Genomic DNA, 14,900 nt, shown 5'->3' on the forward strand with positions numbered 1-14,900 from the left:
GCCCTTCGGATTGTGCGGTGGGGTCCTTGTCGACACCACCGTAGGACTCCGCGGGGCTTTCGGCGTTTATCCGGCATGGAGCGCCGCCCTCCCGCCCTGCGCCGCTTTGTCACTGTCGCGGTCAGGACCCGCCGTGCGGTGGGGGCTACGGGGTGGTCGTGCCGGCCTTCAGGGCGAGCCACAGCTCCATCCGTACGTCCGGATCGTCCAGCGAGCGCCCGAGGATCTCCTCGACCCGCTTCATCCGGTAGCGCAGCGTGTGACGGTGCACGCCCAGGTCGGCCGCCGCCGCGTCCCACTGCCCGTGGCGCGAGAGCCAGGCCTGGAGGGAGGCGACGAGATCGCCCCGGCCGGTCGCGTCGTGCTCGCGCAGGGCCCGCAGGGTGCCGTCCGCGAAGGCCCGTACGGCGTCGTCGGCCAGCAGCGGCAGGACGGAGCCCGCCGCCAGGTCCTCGTGCTCGACGAGCGGCCGTCCGCGGCGCCGGGCCACGGCGAGGGCCTGGTCGGCCTGCTTGAAGGCGGCCGCCACGCCCGCCGCCGTAGCGGGCGCCGACAGTCCGACCACCAGTTCGTCCGGCTCGGGCCCCGTCGCGTCCCGGCCGCGCCGGGTCTCCAGCGCCTCGGCGTGGTCCGCGCACGCCTGTACGGCCGAACCCCCGTCGGCGGCGAGCACCACCAGCCGGCCCTCCTCCGGGACCACCAGCAGCGCCTCGCCGGTCCGGGCGGCCGCCGACTCGACCGCGTCGGCCAGCAGCGCCAGCCCCTCCGGCTGGGCCGTGCCCGGCAGCGCCGGTTCCGCGACGACGATCCGGAACGGCGCCTCCAGCAGGGCCCCGTACAGGTCCCCCGCCACCGCCCGGGCGTGCTCCGCCTCCCCCTCCAGCAGCATCCGCAGCACGGCGGCGCCGAGCCGGGACTCCGCGTCGTGCAGCGACCGGGAGCGCTCGGTGGTCAGGGTGAGCAGGGCGACGGCGGAGTGCACGGCGTACCGTTCGGCGGTGCCCAGCGGGGCGCCCGTGCCGACGGCCAGCGCGCCCCGGGCCCGCCGTCCGGTGCCCAGCGACTGGAGCTCGACGCGGTCCTCCGAGCCGCCGACGACCGCGCTCGCCGGCGCGGGCCGCTCCCGCAGCCGCTCCACGTCGGGGGTGAGCCGGGCGGCCCGGCGGGCGGCCCACTCGGGGGCGGCCGCGACGACGGCGCCGGAGGTGTCGTACAGCGCGGCCCAGCCGTGCACGTGGGCGGCCAGCTTCGCCAGCAGGTCGGCGGGGCCGTCGGCGGAGAGGGCGGCCCGGGTCAGCTCCCGCTGCGCCTCGAAGCCGGCCGTCACGGCCCGGTACTGGTCGGCGGCGAGGGCCGCCGAGACGGCCTTGCTGATGGCGAGGAACGGGGTGCGCCGGGGCACCTCCAGCAGCGGCAGGTCCTCCTCGCGGGCCGCGTCGACCAGTGCCTGCGGGACGGCCTCGTAGTTGACGCCGACGGCGAAGCCGATCCCCACGACCCCGGCGGCGGCGAGGCGCCGTACGTAGCGGCGCATCTCCTCGGGGTCCTCGGCGTCCAGCTTCATCGCCGTGACGAGCAGCAGCTCGCCGCCCTCCATGTAGGGGACGGGGTCGGCGAGCTCGCTGACGTGGGCCCAGCGCACGGGGGTGTCGAGCCGGGTCTCCCCGGCCCGGACGCTGAGTTTGAGCGCCGAGTGCTGGACGAGCGAGGCAAGGGTGAGCGGCATCGGGTACCAGGGGCCTTCGGCGGGAGGGGAGGGAGACTGCGGGGCCCTTCGGGATTTCGCCGTGTCGTATGAACGGCCCCTCTCGATTCTGCCACCCCGTACGGGTCGGCTCAGCCCGTTCCGGCCAACCGGACGAGCAGCGGCGCGGCCCGCTCCCCGCGGACCGAGGTCAGCGAGAGCACCGCGCAGCCGGGCGGTACGGCGTGCGCCAGCTCGGAGGCCGACCACCGCTCGCGCTCGACCTGGCGCACGGTGACGGCGTCGGTGGTGACCGCCTTGCCGGTGACCATCTTGCGGAAGGCGTGGATGGCCCGGGTGAGCGGCTGGTCGGCGAAGACGGTGCGGTGGGTGACGTCCCGGGTCTCGACCCATTCGGTGCCCCAGGCCTCGGCGAAGCGCTTCCCGTCCCAGGTGGTGACGCCGGAGAAGGCCATCCGGCAGCCGACGGCGCCGAGCAGCGGGGTGCGCAGGGCCTCCGGTACGTCGTCCAGCGCGCGCAGGGTCAGCAGCACCCCGGCGTTCACCGACCGCAGCCGCTGCACCCCGCGGACCGTCTCGGGGGTGAGGGTGTGCGAGGCGTCGTCGAGGGCGAGGAAGGCGAAGAGCGAGCGGTCGGCGCGGGCCGCGGCGCAGGCGTTGAACTGGGCGAGGAGGAGCCGGGCGAGCATCCGGGAGGCGTCGGCGTGGCCCCGTTCGGGGAGGTCGATGCGGACCCGGACGGGGTGTTCCAGGGCGCGCATGGAGAAGGGGCGGCCCTGGCCCGTGGTGTCGAAGAACCCGGCGAAGGCGGGCCGGTCCAGCAGGGCGAGCCGGTCGGCGAGGGCGGGGCCGGGGTCGGCGGGGGCGCCGTGCTGGCGGGCGCGGGCGTCGAGCTCGCGGAGCATGGCCTGTTCCCCGGCGTCCGCCAGCGCGTGGCGCAGCGCGTCGAGGGCGGGCGACGGCCCGTCGAGGAGTTCGCGCAGCTCCGGCACCGCGGGGAAGCGTCCGTGGGCCGTCCGGTAGGGGCCGAGCAGCTGCGCGAGGGCGGTCGCGGCGCGGCGCACGTCGACGCCGGGGAGGTCTCCGACGAAGGCCTCGGCGAGGAGGGTGGCGGCCTCGTCGGGGTCGGCGGTGCCGCCGTAGAGGTCGAGGTCGTGGACGGAGCCGGGGTCGCCGACGCGGACGACGATGTCGTAGCCGCCGTCGGGGCCGAGCCCGGGGCCGGCGGGGCCGGCGGATCCGGCCGAGCCGACGGCGATGACGGCGGCCTGGCCGGCGAGCGCCTGCAGCGCGAGGGACTCGACGACGGGCCGCACCAGCCGGGCGGTCTTCCCGGTCCCGGAGGGGCCGACGGCGAGCAGGGAGGTCCCGAGCACCTCGGGGTCGAGGGCGAGGGGGGTGCCGCGGCGGGCGTAGGGGTTGCGCTCCTGGTCCTCGACGCTGCCGAGCAGCACCTGCCGGGCGAGCAGGTCGTGCCGGGCGGCGCGCACGGGCAGGTCCCGGTCGCCGGAGGGGTGGAGGCAGGCGGCGGCGCCCTTGTCCCGCACGGAGTCGGCGAAGGCCCGCACGCGGGAGGGGTCGGCCTGGACGGAGTCCCAGGCGCGGCGGATGCGCGCGTAGTCCACGTCGTTCATCCGCCCCCCCGCCACCTCCCCCCCAAGCCTCTCGGCCACCTCCCACAGCCCGGCGGCCCGAAGCTGGGGCCACTGCGCGGGATCGGTGCCGTCTTCGGGGGCGACGGGCGGGGCGGAGGGCCGCCCCGGCCGCTCCTGGGGCGCGGGGCGGCGGCCCAGGCGGGTGAAGAAGACGACCACCGGTACCGCGACGGCCACATACACGAGGTTGCCGACCAGCGTGGCGGTGCCGTCGCTCATGTTCTCGTACGGCAGGTGTCCACCGACGAGGCCCAGGACCGTCACGGTGTTCGTCCAGATCAGCAGGCCGACGAAGAGTCCGCCTGCCGTCGCTCCCGCGATACGGGCGCGACGCCCGCGCGACGCGACGAGACGCTCGAAGGCCAGGCGCCAGGAGCCGAGCCGGCTGAACCAGAGGACCAGGACGGCCGTCACCAGCAGCATGTACGCCTGAAGGGCCGCCGTACCCCGCCCGTCGACCGGTCCGCCGCCCAGCTGCCACCAGTCGCGGGGGGTGAAGAGTTTGAGCGGGACGTCGAAGTAGGGGATGTAGTTGTTCGACACCAGAGACCACACCAGTACGCACGCCAGGAACGAGATCACCGCCCCGCTCAGCAGCGACCGGTCCGTGCCCGGCTCTGCCTCGTCCGCCCGCTTCGGCTGGTATCCGAACCGCCACACACCCGGCTCCGCCCTCGGCCGCGGTGTGCGGGCCCAGGTTGCCAGGGGGGAGCCCACCGTCGGGGCGTGGGACGGCTTCGGCGGCAGCGCAGGAGGGCCCGCCGGTCTCGGCACGCGGCCTCCCTGGGCCGTCCGTCCGTCGTGCGTGCCTTCGGTGTCCATGAACCCCTGCCCCCTGCCCGTGCCAAGCGCTGCGGCGCTCAATCTAGTGCCCGGTACGCCCCCGCGACCCGTGGCCCACCGGGTTCCGCGGGACGCGTCCCCGTTCCTTCCTATGGCCGCCGCGGACAAGGACACGCGGGTACCACTCCCGAACGGAGCATGCCTTACCCCCTCCCCCGGGCCTAGCCTGCGGACAAAGACACAAGTGCGTCCGAAAACACCCCCCAGGAGCCCCCTATGACCGCTGTCCCGCAGGAGCGCCGCATCGTCACCGCGATCCCCGGCCCCAAGTCGCAGGAGCTGCAGGCCCGCCGCCTTTCGACGGTGGCCGGCGGCGTGGGCTCCGTGCTGCCCGTCTTCACGGCCCGCGCGGGCGGCGGCATCATCGAGGACATCGACGGCAACCGCATGATCGACTTCGGTTCCGGCATCGCCGTGACCTCCGTCGGCGCCTCCGCCGAGGCCGTCGTGCGCCGCGCCTCCGCGCAGCTCGCCGACTTCACCCACACCTGCTTCATGGTCACCCCCTACGAGGGCTACGTCGAGGTGTGCGAGGCCCTCGCCGAGCTGACCCCCGGTGACCACGCCAAGAAGTCGGCCCTGTTCAACTCGGGCGCCGAGGCCGTCGAGAACGCCGTCAAGATCGCCCGTTCGTACACCAAGCGCCAGGCCGTCGTCGTCTTCGACCACGGCTACCACGGCCGTACGAACCTCACGATGGCCCTGACCTCGAAGAACATGCCGTACAAGCAGGGCTTCGGTCCGTTCGCCCCCGAGGTCTACCGCGTCCCGGTCGCCTACGGCTACCGCTGGCCGACCGGCGCCGAGAACTGCGGCCCCGAGGCCGCCGCCCAGGCGATCGACCAGATCAGCAAGCAGATCGGCGCCGAGAACGTCGCCGCGATCATCATCGAGCCGGTCCTCGGCGAGGGCGGCTTCATCGAGCCGGCCAAGGGCTTCCTCCCGGCGATCGTGAAGTTCGCCAACGACAACGGCATCGTCTTCGTGGCCGACGAGATCCAGTCCGGCTTCTGCCGCACCGGCCAGTGGTTCGCGTGTGAGGACGAGGGCATCGTCCCGGACCTGATCACCACCGCGAAGGGCATCGCGGGCGGCCTGCCGCTCGCCGCCGTGACCGGCCGCGCCGAGATGATGGACTCCGTGCACGGCGGCGGCCTGGGCGGCACCTACGGCGGCAACCCGGTGGCCTGCGCCGGTGCGCTCGGCTCCATCGAGACCATGAAGGAGCTCGACCTCAACGCCGCGGCGAAGAAGATCGAGTCGATCATGAAGACCCGCCTGACGGCCATGCAGGAGAAGTACGACATCATCGGCGACATCCGCGGCCGCGGCGCCATGATCGCCATCGAGCTCGTCAAGGACCCGGTCTCCAAGACCCCGTTCCCGGAGGCGGCCGGCGCGCTCGCCAAGGCTTGCCACGCCGAGGGCGTGCTCGTCCTCACCTGCGGCACCTACGGCAACGTGCTCCGCTTCCTGCCCCCGATCGTCATCGGCGAGGACCTGCTGAACGAGGGCCTGGACGTCATCGAGGCCGCTTTCGCGGGCATCTGAGCGAACACCCGAACACAGGCGCCCTTCCCTACCGCCGGTAACGGTCGGGCACTGTGAAGAAGGTGTGGGGGGCCGATGGCGGGAGCGCGTTCCCGCTGTCGGCCCCCCTCCCGTTGGCGTACGGTTTCTGCAGATGAGTGAGACAGACCGTTCCCGGGCAACCGGGGACGATTCCGGTACCGGGCTTCCCCAGCGCCGTACTGGGCATGCGTTCGCGCACACTCCTCTCAGATCGGACGGCCGTCCGCCCCAAACCCCCCGGGGCGCACGGCAACCCGATCCGGGCGGCCGTCCCGGAACCATCCCCCCTGTTCCGGGACGGCCGGCCATCCTCTCGGCCACCGCGGCCGTCTCGGCCCTCTGCGCCGTCCTCTTCGCCCTGATCACCTGGCAGGTCCGCGTCTCGGGGCCGCTGCTGACGCCGGATCACGCGCTGAGCCGCGCCGTGGTGTGCACCGTCCCCGACGCCTTCACCGAACGCCTCGCGGACCTCGGGAACGTCCCGGTCGCCGTGCCGGTCCTGGTCCTCGCGATGCTCTACGCCGCCCGGCGCGGCCGGGCCCGCGCCGCGCTGACGGCGGGCCTGGCGATGGCCCTGGTACCGGCGCTGATCGTGCCGCTCAAGGAGTGGACCGCCCGCCCGGGTCCGCTGGAGCCCTGGGCCGCCGGCTACTTCCCCTCGGGGCACACGGCCACGGCCCTGACGGCCTATACGGCGGCCGCCCTGCTGGTCGCCCCGTACACCCGCCGCCCCTGGCCCGCGGCCCTCGCGGCCCTGCTGACGGCCCTGACCGCGGCGGGCCTGGTCCTGCGCGGCTTCCACTGGCCCCTGGACGTCCTGGCCAGCCTCCTGCTGTGCACCCCGCTCCTGCTGGCCGTACGCCGGGCGGCGGCCCGCCCCGTACGGGCGGAACGCCACCCGGCCGGACGGCCGGCGGCGGCGGGTCAGCCGCCGAAGTAGGCGTCGAAGCCCCGGCTGAACTCCCAGCCGCCGAAGCGGTCCCAGTTGACCGACCAGGTCATCAGGCCGCGCAGGTCGGGCCGGATGCCGTGGGGCTGGTACGCCCCGCAGGCCAGCCCCTTCGTGAGGCAGTCCAGCGCCTTGGTCACCTCGGCGGGGGCGGTGTAGCCGTTGCCCGCGTCGGTCGTGGCCGGCAGGCCGATGGCGACCTGGTCGGGGCGCAGCGGCGGGAAGACCCGGGCGGTGTCTCCCGCGACCGGGAACCCGGTGAGCAGCATGTCCGTCATGGCGATGTGGAAGTCGGCGCCGCCCATGGAGTGGTACTGGCCGTCCAGGCCCATGACGGGGCCCGAGTTGTAGTCCTGGACGTGCAGCAGGGTGAGGTCGTCGCGCAGGGCGTGGATGACCGGGAGGTACGCGCCCGCGCGCGGGTCCTGGCCGCCCCAGGGGCCGGAGCCGTAGTACTGGTGGCCGAGCTGTACGAAGAAGGTCTCCGGGGCCATGGTCAGGACGAAGCCCGGGCCGTACCTGGCCTTGAGGGTCTTCACGGCGGAGATCAGATTGACGATCACCGGGGTGGTGGGGGCGCGGAAGTCGGTGTCGCCGGTGGCGAGGGAGAGGGAGTGGCCCTCGAAGTCGATGTCGAGGCCGTCGAGCCCGTACTCGTCGATGATCCTGCCGACGGAGGAGACGAAGGCGTCGCGGGCGGCCGTGGTGGTGAGCTGGACCTGGCCGTTCTGGCCGCCTATGGAGATCAGGACCTTCTTGCCCGCGGCCTGCTTGGCCTTGATGGCCGCCTTGAACTCGGCGGCCGACTCCACGTTCGGGCACTCGGTCACCGGGCAGAGCCGGAAGCGGATGTCGCCGGAGGTGACCGAGGTGGGTTCGCCGAAGGCGAGGTCGATGACGTCCCACGAGGCGGGGACGTCGGCCATGCGGACGTAGCCGGAGCCGTTGGCGAAGCTGCTGTGGAGGTAGCCGACGAGGGCGTGAGCGGGCAGCCCCGGGGTGCCGGGGCCCCCGCCGCCGGTGGTGGTGACGGTGACCGGCGGGCTCTGGGGCGACTCGCCCGCCGCGTTCACGGCCGCGACCCGGAAGGTGTACGGGGTGGACGCGGCGAGGCCGGTGACGGTGGCCGAGGTGGTGGCGGAGGTCAGCGGGGCGGCGCCGTCGCGGTAGACCTTGTACGAGGTGGCGCCGGTGGCCGCCGTCCAGGACAGGGCCACCGTGGAGGCGGAGGCGGCGGAGCCCGTGAGGCCGGCGGGGGTGGCCGGGGGCTGCGGCCCGGGCCCGGTTCCGCCCGGGTCGGGGCCGACGAGGGCGAGGTCGTCGGTGAGGTGGGCGCCCTGGCCGTACCAGCCGTGGGTGTAGACGGTCACGGAGGTGGTGGCGGGGCCGGTGCGGAAGCCGGTGGTGAGCTGCTTCCAGGCGCCGGGGGTCTGGGTCCAGGTGGAGACGTCGGTGGTGCCGGTGCCGCTCGCGCCGAGGTAGACGTACGCGCCCTGCACCCAGGCGGTGAGGGTGTACGCGGAGTCGGGCCTGACGGTGACGGTCTGGGAGCAGCGGGCGTTGTCCTGGCCGGCCGGGGTGGCCCGGAGGGCGGCACTCCCGCCGTGGACGGGGGCGGTGACGACGGCTCCGGACGCGCCGGAGCAGCTCCAGCCGTCGAGGCCGGATTCGAAGCCGCCGTTGCGGACGAGGTCGGCGTCCGCGGCCGCGGCGGGCGGGCCGGCGGTGAGGAGTCCGGCCACCGCCAGGGCGGCGGCCGTGAGGAGGGGGAGCACTCTGCGCACAACTGCCTCCGGAACATGGGGGGACGGGGCCTTGCTCCCTGGCGGGGAGCGACAGCGGCGCCCAAGATGATCCAGACCAATCCCCTTGTCAAGGGGTGCGGTCCGCGCCGCCCTCCCCCGCCAGCACCCGCGCCACCGCCTCGTGCATCGCGAGCTCCAGCACCACCGGGTCGGTGAGCGTCCCCTCCCCGTCCGGGACCACCAGCCAGCGCACCCCGTCCGCCTCCCGGACCGGGTGCGGGACCACGATCCAGGTCCCCCGCCCGGCGCCACGCACCCCCGTGCCGAGCCAGCGCGACGCCGTCCCCGGGGGCACGAAGAAGCCCACCCGGGCGTCGTCGCAGTCCGCGAGCACCGGACCGGGCCGGCCGGTGAGCAGGTGCAGTACGTCGAGGGTGGCCCGGCCCAGCTCCCCCGGCAGGATCAGCACGTCCCAGCTCCGGCCCGCGGGCAGGAGGGCGACCCCGAGGGGGCCGCGCTCCCATTCCCACCGGCAGGCGTCGGGATCCGGCGCCACCGATACCAGCCATTCCACTGCCGCTTTGGCCCCCGGGAACGCCATCGCCCGGCCTCCGTTCTCTCGTACGCGGTGAAGGGTTCTCACCGGGAGAGAGCGGGGCCGGGCGGCGGTATGACGCGAGTTCCGTTACTCCGTCATGGTGAAGCGGGTCACACGGTGGGCGCGCGGTGGGCGCGGGCGTCAGCTGTCGAAGCCGAGCCCGAAGCGGTCCAGGGTGCGCAGCCAGAGGTTGCGGCGGCCGCCGCGGGCGTCGGACCGGGCCAGCGACCACTTGGTGAGGGTGATCCCGGTCCAGGCGAACGGCTCCGGCGGGAACGGCATCGGCTTGCTGCGCACCATCTCCAGCCGGGTCCGCTCGCTGGACACCCCGTCGAGCAGGTCCAGCATCACGTCGGCCCCGAAGCGGGTGGCGCCGACGCCGAGCCCGGTGAAGCCGGCCGCGTAGGCGACCCGGCCCTTGTGGGCCGTGCCGAAGAAGGCCGAGAAGCGGGAGCAGGTGTCGATGGCCCCGCCCCAGGCGTGGCTGAACTTCACCCCCTCCAGCTGCGGGAACGCGGTGAAGAAGTGCTCCGCGAGCTTGAGGTAGGTCTCGGGCCGGTGGTCGTACTCGGAGTCGAGCTTCCCGCGGTACGGGTAGATGGCGTCGTAGCCGCCCCAGAGGATCCGGTGGTCCTTGGTGATCCGGAAGTAGTGGAACTGGTTGGCGCTGTCGCCCAGGCCCTGGCGTCGCTTCCAGCCGATGGAGGCGAGCTGCTCCTCGTCGAGCGGCTCGGTCATCAGCGCGTAGTCGTACACCGGGACGGTGAAGGGACGGATCCGCTTGACCAGCGAGGGGAAGATGTTGGTGCCCAGCGCGACCCGGCGGGCGAGGATCGTGCCGTACGGGGTGGTGACGGCCATCCCGGCGCCGACGGGGGCCATCTTCAGGCCGCGCGTGTTCTCGTAGATACGCACGCCCAGCTCCAGGCAGGCCCGCTTGAGGCCCCAGGCGAGCTTCGCCGGGTTGAGCATGGCGACGCCGTCGCGGTCCCACAGGCCCGCGAGGAAGGTCGGGGAGTCGATCTCGGCGCGCAGCGCTTCCCGGTCCAGCCATTCGGAGCCGTCCGCGAGGCCGAGCCTGCGCGCCTCCTCGTGGAGTTCGCGCAGTTCCTCGACCTGGTGGGGCTCGGTGGCCACGTCGATCTCACCGGTGCGCTCGAAGTCGCAGTCGATGCCGTAGCGGGCGACCGCCGCCTCGATCTCGTCGAGGTTGCGGGCGCCCAGCTCCTCCAGCTTGGCGAGTTCGCCGGGCCAGCGGGCCATGCCGTTGGCGAGCCCGTGGGTGAGGGAGGCCGCGCAGAAGCCGCCGTTGCGGCCGGAGGCGGCCCAGCCCGCCTCCTTGCTCTCGATCAGGACCACGTCCCGGCCGGGGTCACGCTCCTTGGCGATCAGAGCGGTCCACAGCCCGCTGTAGCCCCCGCCGACGACGAGCAGGTCGCAGCGCTCGTCGGAGGTGAGCGCCGGCTCGGCGGCCGGCTTGCCGGGGTCGTCCAGCCAGTACGCGACCGGCTTCGCTTCGGAAAGGGATTTCGCAACACTACGCATGGCGACTGGGGCCATGGCTTCCAACTCCCTACGGAACTGAACTGATTACTTCGGTTGTGCCTTCTTGCGGCGGTTGCCGACCCACTGGCCGGCGAGCACCACCAGGACCGCGATGACGAACATCGCCGTACCGATGACGTTGATCTGGACGGGCGTACCACGCTGGGCCGATCCCCACACGAACATGGGGAAGGTGACGGTGTTGCCCGAGTTGAAGTTGGTGATGATGAAGTCGTCGAACGAGAGCGCGAAGGACAGCAGCGCACCGGCCGCGATGCCGGGGGCGGCGATCGGCAGGGTGACCCTCAGGAACGTCTGCACCGGTCCGGCGTAGAGGTCGCGCGCGGCCTCCTCCAGCCTCGGGTCCATCGACAGCACGCGCGCCTTGACGGCGGCGACGACGAAGCTGAGGCAGAACATCACGTGCGCGATCAGGATGGTCCAGAAGCCGAGCTGGATGCCCATGTTGAGGAAGAGGGCGAGCAGCGAGGCGGCCATCACGATCTCGGGCATGGCCATCGGCAGGAAGATCAGCGAGTTGACCGCGCCGCGCGCCCGGAACCGGTAGCGCACGAGCGCGAAGGCTATCGCGGTGCCGAGCACGGTCGCGCCGATGGTGGCCCAGAAGGCGATCTGGAGGGAGAGCGAGAGGGAGCCGCACAGGTCGGCGACCCCGCAGGGGTCCTTCCAGGCGTCGAGCGAGAACTCCTGCCAGGCGTAGTTGAAGCGCCCGGCGGGGTTGTTGAAGGAGAAGACCGTCACGACGACGTTGGGCAGGATCAGGTACGCGAGCGTGCCGAGTCCCGCGATGACCACGAAATTGCGGCGGAGCCAGCCAAGGGGCTTGTTCATCAGACCAGGTCCTCCGTCCCCGCCCGGCGGATGTAGATGGACACCATGATCAGCACGATGGCCATGAGGATGAAGGACAGCGCGGCCGCCGTCGGGTAGTCGAGGATGCGCAGGTACTGCGACTGGATGACGCTGCCGATCATCCGGGTGTCCGTCGAGCCGAGCAGTTCGGCGTTGACGTAGTCACCGCTCGCCGGGATGAAGGTGAGCAGGGTCCCGGAGACCACGCCCGGCATCGACAGCGGGAAGGTCACCTTGCGGAACACCGTGGCGGGCCGGGCGTACAGGTCCCCGGCCGCCTCGTGGAGGCGGGTGTCGATGCGCTCCAGCGAGGTGTACAGCGGCAGGATCATGAAGGGGAGGAAGTTGTACGTCAGGCCGCAGACCACCGCGAGCGGCGTGGCCAGGACCCGGTCCCCCTCGGTCATGCCGAGCCAGCTGGTGACGTCGAGGAAGCCGACGGCGTTGAGGGCGCCGACCACCGGGCCGCCGTCGGCGAGGATCGTCTTCCAGGCCAGGGTGCGGATCAGGAAGCTGGTGAAGAACGGGGCGATGACCAGCACCAGCAGGAGGTTGCGCCAGCGGCCGGCCTTGAAGGCGATCAGGTAGGCCAGCGGGTACCCGAGCAGCAGGCACAGCGCGGTCGCGGTGCCCGCGTAGAGCAGGGACCTCAGGAACTGCGGGTAGTAGTCGCCGAAGGCCTCCCAGTAGGTCTGGAAGTGCCAGGTGACCTTGAAGCCCTCTTCGAGCGAACCGGTCTGCACCGAGGTGGAGGCCTGGTAGATCATCGGCAGCACGAAGAACACGAGCAGCCACAGGATGCCGGGGAGCAGCAGCCAGTACGGGATCAGGCGCTTGCGCAGGGACGCCTTGTGCACCGGGGGTTCGGCCGGGGCGGCCTCCCGGGGCGGCGCGGAGACGGCGGTCACGCGCTCTCCTCGACGGTCTCGACGCCGGCGTCGATGTCCATGGCGGCGTCCAGGCCGAAGGTGTGCTCCGGGTTCCAGTGGAGTACGACCTCGGCGCCGGGGACGAGGCGGGCGTCGCGCTCGATGTTCTGGGCGTACACCTCCAGCTCCGGGCAGACCCGGCTGTCTATCACGTACTGGGTGGAGACGCCGATGAAGGAAGAGTCGGCGATCCGGCCCGCGATCTTGTTGCGGCCGGCCGCGACGGTGTGCTCCTCGTCCGCGTGGACCAGGGAGATCTTCTCGGGACGCACGCCGACCAGCAGCTTTCCGCCCGCGCGGGGCGTGGTCGAACATCGCTGCCCGGGCAGCCGCAGCGTCGTGCCGGAGGCCGAGACGACGACGTCGGTGCCCGCGGACTCCACCGAGGCCTCGATCAGGTTGGAGGTGCCGAGGAAGTTCGCGACGAAGGTGGTCCGCGGGTTCTCGTACAGCTCGGCGGGGGCGCCCAGCTGCTCGACGCGGCCGCCGTTCATCACCGCGACCGTGTCGGCCATCGTCATGGCCTCCTCCTGGTCGTGCGTGACGTGCACGAAGGTGATGCCGACCTCCGTCTGGATCCGCTTGAGCTCCAGCTGCATCTGGCGGCGCAGCTTGAGGTCGAGGGCGCCCAGCGGCTCGTCGAGGAGGAGCACCTGGGGGTGGTTGATCAGGGCGCGGGCGACGGCGACGCGCTGCTGCTGGCCACCGGAGAGCTGGTGGGGCTTGCGCTGGGCGAACTGGCCGAGCTGCACCAGCTCCAGCATGTCGTCGACCTGCTTCTTGACGGACTTGATGCCGCGGCGGCGCAGCCCGAACGCGATGTTCTCGTAGATGCTCAGGTGCGGGAACAGCGCGTAGCTCTGGAAGACGGTGTTGACCGGGCGCTTGTACGGCGGCAGGTGGGTGACCTCGCGGTCGCCGAGGCTGACCGTGCCGGTGGAGGGCTCCTCCAGGCCGGCGATCATGCGCAGGGTGGTGGTCTTCCCGCAGCCCGAGGCGCCGAGCAGGGCGAAGAAGGAGCCCTGGGGGATGGTGAGGTCCAGCGGGTGCACGGCGGTGAACGATCCGTAGTGCTTGCTGATCCCGGCGAGGCGGACGTCGCCGCTCGCGGTCTTGTCAGTCATGGGTCGCGGCCTTCGGTGGTGGTGTCGTCGGAAGGGTGCGGGAGCGCGGGGGTGGAGGGGTCCGGCGGGGCCGGGCGGTGGGTCAGGCGCCGATGAGCTTGGTGAACTTCTCCTCGTACGCCGTCTCTTCCTCGCTGCTGAGGGAGCGGAAGGCGTGGGACTTGGCGGTCATCGCCTTGTCCGGGACGATCAGCGTGTTCTCCGCGAGCGCGGGGTCGATCTTGGCGAGCTCGTCCTTGACTCCGTCGACGGGGCAGACGTAGCTGATGAACGCGGCCAGCCGGGCGGCCACCGGGAGCTCGTAGTAGTAGTCGATGAGCTTCTCGGCGTTGGCCTTGTGCCGGGCCTGGGCCGGGACGAGGAGGTTGTCGCTGGAGGTGATGTACCCGGCCGCCGGGACCGCGTACTTGATGTCGGGGTTGCCGGCCTGGAGCTGGATCACGTCCCCCGCCCAGGCCAGACAGGCCGCGAGGTCCCCCTTGTCGAGGTCGGCGGTGTAGTCGTTGCCGGTGAAGCGGCGGATCTGCTTGGTGTCCACGCCCTTCTGGAGGCGGCCGATGGCGCCGTCGAAGTCCGCGGTGGTGAAGTTCGCCGGGTCCTTGCCCTGGTCGAGCAGGGTCATGCCGACGCTGTCGCGCATCTCGGTGAGGAAACCGACGCGGCCCTTGAGGGAGGGATCGTCGAGCAGCTGGGTGACGGAGTCGACCTTCCTGCCCTCGGTGGCCTTGGAGTTGTAGGCGATGACCGTCGATATGCCGGTCCAGGGGTAGCTGTAGGAGCGGCCCGGGTCCCAGTCGGGGCTGCGGAACTGCGGGGAGAGGTTGGCGTAGGCGTGCGGGAGGCGGGAGGGGTCCAGCTTCTGCGCCCAGCCGAGGCGGATGATGCGGGCGGCGAGCCAGTCGGTGACGACGATCAGGTCGCGCCCGGTGTCCTGGCCGGCGGCCAGCTGCGGGCGGATCTTGCCGAAGAACTCGACGTTGTCGTTGATGTCCTCGGAGTACTTGACCTCGATGCCGGTCCGCTTGCCGAACTCCTCCAGCGTGGGACGGGACTTCTCGTCCTCGCTGGTGTCCATGTACTCGGTCCAGTTGGAGAAGTTGAGCACCTTCTCCTGTTCCGAGTGGTCGGCGGAGGCGGCCGCGGTGCCGTCCTCGCGCCGGGCGGGCGGGATGCCGCAGGAGGTCAGGGCGGAGAGGCCGCCGAGGGTGAGCGCCCCGATGCCGGAAGCGCGCAGCAGCGAGCGGCGGGTGAGGGCACCGCGCCCGCTGGTGAGACTGCGCCGCATCGCGGCGAGCTGCGCCGCGGAGAGGCGGTCGGGGTCGAGCTGCTCCATTGGCTGTGGCCTTTCGGGAGGTGTGCCGC

The 14,900-nt window shown here is 72.5% G+C and carries 11 protein-coding genes; 2 read left to right on the forward strand and 9 right to left on the reverse strand.

Features of this window, described 5'->3' with window-relative positions:
• Positions 1–145: 145 nt before the first annotated feature.
• Positions 146–1,726: a PucR family transcriptional regulator gene (locus SLAV_RS11290; protein ID WP_030227529.1), complete on the reverse strand. Its 1,581-nt coding sequence runs from the start codon at positions 1,724–1,726 to the stop codon at positions 146–148.
• A 110-nt stretch (positions 1,727–1,836) separates the two neighbouring features.
• Positions 1,837–4,182: a type IV secretory system conjugative DNA transfer family protein gene (locus tag SLAV_RS11295; RefSeq protein WP_030227528.1), complete on the reverse strand. Its 2,346-nt coding sequence runs from the start codon at positions 4,180–4,182 to the stop codon at positions 1,837–1,839.
• 237 nt (positions 4,183–4,419) lie between these two features.
• Here SLAV_RS11295 and gabT point away from each other — a divergent pair, with 237 nt between their 5' ends.
• Positions 4,420–5,754, forward strand: coding sequence for a 4-aminobutyrate--2-oxoglutarate transaminase (gene gabT / locus SLAV_RS11300; protein ID WP_030227525.1), 1,335 nt, complete (start codon positions 4,420–4,422; stop codon positions 5,752–5,754).
• Positions 5,755–6,199: 445 nt separating this feature from the next.
• Complete coding sequence (locus tag SLAV_RS43840) at positions 6,200–6,715, forward strand: phosphatase PAP2 family protein (RefSeq protein ID WP_335341788.1); 516 nt, start codon at positions 6,200–6,202, stop codon at positions 6,713–6,715.
• Here the strand turns inward: SLAV_RS43840 and SLAV_RS11310 are convergent.
• The 7 genes from SLAV_RS11310 to SLAV_RS11340 all read right to left on the reverse strand — a co-directional run bounded on the left by SLAV_RS11310 (position 6,700) and on the right by SLAV_RS11340 (position 14,871).
• Positions 6,700–8,499 (reverse strand): chitinase, encoded by a 1,800-nt coding sequence (locus SLAV_RS11310; RefSeq protein WP_234333485.1) that lies wholly within the window; start codon positions 8,497–8,499, stop codon positions 6,700–6,702. The genes SLAV_RS43840 and SLAV_RS11310 overlap by 16 nt on opposite strands.
• A 97-nt stretch (positions 8,500–8,596) precedes the next feature.
• Positions 8,597–9,070, reverse strand: coding sequence for a hypothetical protein (locus SLAV_RS11315; RefSeq protein WP_030227518.1), 474 nt, complete (start codon positions 9,068–9,070; stop codon positions 8,597–8,599).
• Between the two features lie 138 nt (positions 9,071–9,208).
• Positions 9,209–10,627, reverse strand: coding sequence for an NAD(P)/FAD-dependent oxidoreductase (locus SLAV_RS11320; RefSeq protein ID WP_030227515.1), 1,419 nt, complete (start codon positions 10,625–10,627; stop codon positions 9,209–9,211).
• A 30-nt stretch (positions 10,628–10,657) separates the two neighbouring features.
• Positions 10,658–11,464, reverse strand: coding sequence for an ABC transporter permease (locus SLAV_RS11325; RefSeq protein WP_030227511.1), 807 nt, complete (start codon positions 11,462–11,464; stop codon positions 10,658–10,660).
• Entirely contained in the window at positions 11,464–12,393 is a 930-nt protein-coding gene (locus tag SLAV_RS11330; protein WP_030227509.1) for an ABC transporter permease, read from the reverse strand. The genes SLAV_RS11325 and SLAV_RS11330 overlap by 1 nt, the downstream gene beginning before the upstream one ends.
• Positions 12,390–13,538 (reverse strand): ABC transporter ATP-binding protein, encoded by a 1,149-nt coding sequence (locus tag SLAV_RS11335; RefSeq protein ID WP_030227507.1) that lies wholly within the window; start codon positions 13,536–13,538, stop codon positions 12,390–12,392. The genes SLAV_RS11330 and SLAV_RS11335 overlap by 4 nt, the downstream gene beginning before the upstream one ends.
• Before the next feature lie 82 nt (positions 13,539–13,620).
• Positions 13,621–14,871 carry a polyamine ABC transporter substrate-binding protein gene (locus SLAV_RS11340; protein WP_030227505.1) on the reverse strand — a complete coding sequence of 417 codons (1,251 nt, stop codon included), beginning with the start codon at positions 14,869–14,871 and terminating at the stop codon, positions 13,621–13,623.
• Positions 14,872–14,900: the final 29 nt, after the last annotated feature.

This window comes from Streptomyces lavendulae subsp. lavendulae (assembly GCF_002803845.1).
Classification (GTDB): Bacteria; Actinomycetota; Actinomycetes; order Streptomycetales; family Streptomycetaceae; genus Streptomyces; species Streptomyces lavendulae.

Bases quoted from the DNA above. Each gene is read 5' to 3' on its own strand.
- SLAV_RS11315 (WP_030227518.1), bottom strand. From the start codon at position 9,070: ATGGCGTTCCCGGGGGCCAAAGCGGCAGTGGAATGGCTGGTATCGGTG.
- SLAV_RS11290 (WP_030227529.1), bottom strand. From the start codon at position 1,726: ATGCCGCTCACCCTTGCCTCGCTCGTCCAGCACTCGGCGCTCAAACTC.
- SLAV_RS11295 (WP_030227528.1), bottom strand. From the start codon at position 4,182: ATGGACACCGAAGGCACGCACGACGGACGGACGGCCCAGGGAGGCCGC.
- SLAV_RS11340 (WP_030227505.1), bottom strand. From the start codon at position 14,871: ATGGAGCAGCTCGACCCCGACCGCCTCTCCGCGGCGCAGCTCGCCGCG.
- gabT (WP_030227525.1), top strand. From the start codon at position 4,420: ATGACCGCTGTCCCGCAGGAGCGCCGCATCGTCACCGCGATCCCCGGC.
- SLAV_RS11320 (WP_030227515.1), bottom strand. From the start codon at position 10,627: ATGGCCCCAGTCGCCATGCGTAGTGTTGCGAAATCCCTTTCCGAAGCG.
- SLAV_RS11325 (WP_030227511.1), bottom strand. From the start codon at position 11,464: ATGAACAAGCCCCTTGGCTGGCTCCGCCGCAATTTCGTGGTCATCGCG.
- SLAV_RS11335 (WP_030227507.1), bottom strand. From the start codon at position 13,538: ATGACTGACAAGACCGCGAGCGGCGACGTCCGCCTCGCCGGGATCAGC.